Origin of the sequence: Caballeronia choica, from assembly GCF_001544535.1 — a bacterium.
GTDB lineage: Bacteria > Pseudomonadota > Gammaproteobacteria > Burkholderiales > Burkholderiaceae > Caballeronia > Caballeronia choica.
Window position 1 is genome coordinate 1 of sequence record NZ_FCON02000292.1, and the last position, 5,131, is coordinate 5,131.

Consider the following 5,131-nt stretch of genomic DNA (forward strand, 5'->3'; position numbering starts at 1 on the left):
ATCCCGCACTGCGCATCCTGCCGCTCGCGAAGAGCACGCCACGGCGCGTCGTCGGCATGCTGGAGCGCAGGATCCACGATCGGCACGCGGTGATGACGATCATCCAGGACAGCATCCGGGCGCGCTCGCGTGCCGCCGCCATGGCGCGCGAACCTTGACGACGGCGATCCCGATACACAAGTTTTCCTTAAGTCACGAACAATAAATATCAGCTTTTTCTTCGAATTCTGGCCGTCGACAATGATCCATGTCGAACCACTTTCGAGGAAAAGCAGCATGAAAATCATCCCCGCGATTGCGCAGGCCCACGACGAGATCCAGGCGCTTCGTCGCGACATCCACGCGCATCCGGAACTGCGCTACGAAGAAGAGCGCACCGCCGGACTCGTCGCGCAAAAGCTGCAGGAATGGGACATCGAAGTCACGCGCGGGCTTGGCAAGACGGGCGTCGTCGGCGTGTTGCGCCGGGGTTCGGGCAAGCGCGCGATCGGCCTGCGCGCCGACATGGACGCGCTGCCGATCCCCGAGCTGAATACGTTCGCGCATGCGTCGCGCCACGAGAACAAGATGCACGCATGCGGCCACGACGGCCATACCGCGATGCTGCTCGGCGCGGCGCAGTATCTGTCGAAGCATCGCGATTTCGACGGCACCGTCGTGTTCATCTTCCAGCCGGCGGAAGAGGGCGGCGGCGGCGCGAAAGCGATGATCGAAGACGGTCTTTTCAAGCGCTTTCCCGTCGATGCCGTGTTCGCGCTGCACAATTGGCCGGGCATGCCGGCGGGTGAATTTGGCGCGCGCGTCGGCGCGACGCAGGCATCTAGCAACGAGTTCGAGATCCGCATCAAGGGTGTGGGCGCGCACGCGGCGATTCCGCACGACGGCGTCGATCCGGTCTTCACGGCGATGCAGATCGGCACGGGCCTGCAGAGCATCCTGACGCGCAACAAGCGCCCGATCGATGCCGCCGTGCTTTCCATCACGCAGATCCAGGCGGGCCACGCGACGAATGTGATTCCCGATGAGGCCACGCTCGCGGGAACCGTGCGCACGTTTTCAGTCGATGTGCTCGACCTGATCGAAGCGCGCATGCGCGAGATCGCGACGGCCACCGCCGCAGCGTATCGCTGCACCGCCGAAGTCAGTTTCGTGCGCAACTATCCGCCGACCGTCAACACGGCCGAGGAGACGCGCTTCGCGCTGGGCGTGATGCAGGACATCGTGGGCGCGGAGCATGTGGAAGCCGACGTCGATCCGACGATGGGCGCCGAAGACTTCTCCTACATGCTGATGGAACGGCCCGGCTGCTATGCGTATATCGGCAACGGCGCGGGCGGGCATCGCGAGCATGGCCACGGCATCGGCCCGTGCATGCTCCATAACAGCAGCTACGACTTCAACGACGACGTGTTGTCCCTCGGCGCGACCTACTGGGTGCGGCTCGTCGAGAAGTTCCTGGTACGGGGCTGAGAACCGACAACTATGAACCCAGTGTCCTGTTTTTCCGGCTCCTATCGCGCGGCCCGCGCCAGTTTCCTGAGTGCCGCCGCGGCGCGCGGATTCGCCGTCGACAGCCGCGTGCTGCCCGGCTTCACCGGCCTCGAAGGTGAGGAGCTTGCGACTGACGTCGTGCGCCTCGGCCCCATCGGCGCGCGGCGCATGCTCGTGCTCACGTCGGGCACGCATGGCGTCGAAGGATTTTGCGGATCGGCCGCGCAGAGCGCAACGCTCGGCGACGTCGCGGTTCATGCATTGCTCGACAAGCTCGATGTCGCGATCCTGCTGGTTCACGCGATCAATCCGTACGGCTTTTCGTACCTCAGCCGCACGACCGAAGCGAACGTCGACCTGAACCGCAACAGCATCGACTTCGACGCGCCGTTGCCGGGCAATCCGGCTTACGACGAAGTCCACGGCCTGCTGATTCCTGAAGCATGGCCGCCATCGCAAGAGAACGCGGCCGCTATCCGCCACACCATCGAAACGCACGGCGAGTGGGCGTACCAGCAAGCCGTGACGACCGGGCAATATACCCATGCGCACGGCATGTTCTTCGGCGGCCACGAGCCTGCATGGAGCACGATGACGCTGCGGCAATTGCTGGCCGAATACGGCGAGCCATGCGAAAGCATCGGCTGGATCGATTTTCATACGGGGCTCGGGCCGCCCGGCTTCGGCGCGAAGATTTGCGTCGGCAGTGGCGGTCGCGAGGAATTGCGTCGAGCGCGCGAGTGGTGGGGCGCCGACGTCACGAGTCCGCTCGATGGAACGTCGATCGCGGCGGATGTCGCCGGGCCGGTGTCGGAAAGTCTGCGGCAGACTTGCCCGCATGCGGCCAATGCGGCGATCGCCATCGAATACGGCACGGTGCCGCTCACCGACATGCTTCACATGCTGCGCGCCGATGTCTGGCTGCGGCATCATCCGGATGCGCCGCAAGCGCTCCAGGCGGAGATTCGCTCGCAGATCCGCGACGCCTTCTATCTCGATGACGATGCGTGGAAGGGCATGATCGTCGGCCAGGCGCAGGTGGCCGTGCAGCAGGCGATCTACGGCCTCGCGCGCGAGGTCTGCTGAACGCCTTCGCGATGGTGGAAGTCTCAAGCGGTCCCTTGGGACGCGAGGACATGGAATACGCGCGCTTCCTGCCTTCGATAGAATGACTTCTCCGCATTCGAGGAAGGTGCGCCATGCTCGACTTCAACCGCCGCGCGAAGACATTGAAGCTCGACATCGCCTATGCCGACACCGGCCCGGCCGAGGGCCCGCCCGTCATCCTGCTGCATGGCTGGCCGGATGCGGCGCGTGCCTGGGAGCGCGTCGCGGGCGCGTTGAACGATGCCGGCTTCCGGACTATCGTCCCTGAACTGCGCGGCTCGGGCACAACGCGTTTCCTGCACGACGACACCGTGCGCGACGGCTCGGGCGTTGCCCTCGCGAGCGATGCGATCGATCTCGCGGATGCGCTCAACGTCGAAACGTTCGACGTCGTCGGTCACGACTGGGGGGCGCGCGCCGCGTACACGATGGCCGCGCTCTTTCCGCAGCGCGTGCGCCGCATCGCAGCGCTGGCGCTGGCGTTCCAGCCGCGCGGCGCTTTCGAGTTGCCGGGGTTCTCGCAGGCGCGCAAGTTCTGGTACCAATGGTTCATGACGCTGGACGATGCGCCGTCCGCGATCCGCGCCGATCCCAAAGGCTTCGCCCGCATCCAGTGGGACACGTGGTCGCCGCCCGGCTGGTTCGACGACGCCGAGTTCGACGCCACCGCCCGCGCCTTCGACAATCCCGACTGGGTTCCCATCACGCTCAATGGCTACCGCCGACGCTGGCGCAAGGACGAAGCCTCCGATCCGGCCTACGCGGAGCTTTACGCGCGCCTCGCGACGATCGAGCGGATCGCCACGCCGACGCTGATGCTGCAAGGCGCGGTCGATCTGTGCGATGAGCCGGAGTCGTCGGAGGGGAAGGAAGGGTGGTTTGCCGGCGGATACGAGCGGCTGGTGCTGGACGGCGCCGGGCATTTTCCGCTCAGGGAAACGCCCGATGCCGTGGCTCGCGCGGTGATCGCCCATTTGCGGTAGATCGTCGCGGGATCGGCCTTGTGCCTTGACGGGTTCTCTTCGTCAGGCGACCGGTTCAAGAGAACTACGGTCCGGTCGCGAGTAACGGCCGGTGATATAGATCGAATCGCCTGGCTACCGCTTTCACTTTGCGATGATGTCACCCGCAATGCGGGTTATTGCGTCATACGCCTGTCCATCGGAGAGGGCGACGCCCCTTCTCGTCCGATTCCCCGTATCTCCACGGGGCGGCACTTACCTTCGTTAACCACTACGGCGACCGCGAGTTCGTGTCGAACCTTCGGTGCGCATCGGCCGTGAATCGCCGTTGGACATGGCTTCGATTCAGGCGAGCTCGATTGCCCTGAAATCGAAGCGGGACAAGGCTCTGACAGCTTACAAAGCCGAAAGAAAACCCGGTGACGCAAACGTTTTCTGCGGCCTCGGGCACTCCCGCAACACAGCGACAGACGGTCGAGTGTCTCACCGCACAGAACGCTTTCCTCAGGCTGTCATCCTTAGCGCACATCGCGCCCTGCCAAGGTAGGAGAGCGGTACCGATAGGTATTCCAAAACGAGGCTAAAATGAGTACTACTTATAAAACAAGTTTGAAGACCGCTCTCAAGGTGAGCTGCATCGTTCTCGCCAGCGCTATTCCCGGACTGGTGAACGCACAGGCCGGCGCTTTGCCTCTCGCGGGGGCGCCCATTCCTCCCTGCTACAACGTGATGTCGGGTGATTGCGTTCCGCTGGCTGACGCGAATGCGGTCAACGCACCCTCTGCTGTCGTAACAGTTGCTGCGTTGAGCACCGACAGTGGGAACGCGGGTTACGGTGCCGACTCGGACGGGACCTCTGGCAGCGGCGGTGCGGCCGTGATCATCCCGGGAAACGGAAGGGGATCTTCCGGCAGCGTGTCGGGTGGAAGTGCCGCGGGCACGAGCGCCGGCAGTTCAGGTAACAGCGCGGGTGCCAGCGGCACGGGGAACAGTGCTTCCAGCGGCAATTCAACGGGTGCGGGTTCGAGCACCGGTCACAGCGGCGGGTCGGGCAGCACAGGCGGAACCGGGGACGGTGGCACGGGCGGTGATTCAGGCGGTAATACGGGCGGTAGCCCGGGCGGTCATGCAGGCGGTGATACGGGCGGTAACACAGGCGGTAACACAGGCGGTAACACAGGCGGCGATACCGGCGGTGATACGGGCGGCGATACCGGCGGCGATACGGGTAGCGGCCACGGTCATCACGGTCATCACGGCCATCATGGTCCTCATGGCGATGGTCATGGTCACGGCGATGGCGATGGCGATGGCGATGGTCACGGTCACGGTCACGGTGATGGCCATGGCGATGGCCATGGCGAAGGTCATGGCGAAGGTCACGGCGATGGCCATGGCGAAGGTCACGGCGATGGCCATGGTGATGGCCATGGCGATGGCCACGGTGATGGCCATGGCGAAGGTCACGGCGATGGCCATGGCGAAGGTCACGGCGATGGCCATGGCGAAGGTCACGGCGATGGCCATGGCGAAGGTCACGGCGATGGCCATGGCGAAGGTCACGGCGATGG

4 protein-coding genes are annotated in these 5,131 nt (G+C 64.6%); 3 read left to right on the plus strand and 1 reads right to left on the minus strand.

Annotated features, from left to right (window positions below; genetic code table 11):
* Positions 1–276: 276 nt before the first annotated feature.
* From AWB68_RS42530 to AWB68_RS42540, 3 genes are all read left to right on the plus strand, one after another.
* Complete coding sequence (locus AWB68_RS42530; protein ID WP_087650120.1) at positions 277–1,470, plus strand: M20 aminoacylase family protein; 1,194 nt, start codon at positions 277–279, stop codon at positions 1,468–1,470.
* Between the two features lie 12 nt (positions 1,471–1,482).
* Positions 1,483–2,577 (plus strand): M14 family metallopeptidase, encoded by a 1,095-nt coding sequence (locus AWB68_RS42535; protein WP_087650121.1) that lies wholly within the window; start codon positions 1,483–1,485, stop codon positions 2,575–2,577.
* Between the two features lie 113 nt (positions 2,578–2,690).
* Complete coding sequence (locus AWB68_RS42540; protein ID WP_087650122.1) at positions 2,691–3,581, plus strand: alpha/beta fold hydrolase; 891 nt, start codon at positions 2,691–2,693, stop codon at positions 3,579–3,581.
* 1,071 nt (positions 3,582–4,652) lie between these two features.
* Here the strand turns inward: AWB68_RS42540 and AWB68_RS48625 are convergent.
* On the minus strand, positions 4,653–5,131 hold a 479-nt coding region (locus AWB68_RS48625), incomplete at its 5' end, for a hypothetical protein (protein ID WP_235028823.1).

Coding starts and splice junctions, on each gene's coding strand:
- AWB68_RS42530 (WP_087650120.1), top strand. CDS start 277: ATGAAAATCATCCCCGCGATTGCGCAGGCCCACGACGAGATCCAGGCG.
- AWB68_RS42535 (WP_087650121.1), top strand. CDS start 1,483: ATGAACCCAGTGTCCTGTTTTTCCGGCTCCTATCGCGCGGCCCGCGCC.
- AWB68_RS42540 (WP_087650122.1), top strand. CDS start 2,691: ATGCTCGACTTCAACCGCCGCGCGAAGACATTGAAGCTCGACATCGCC.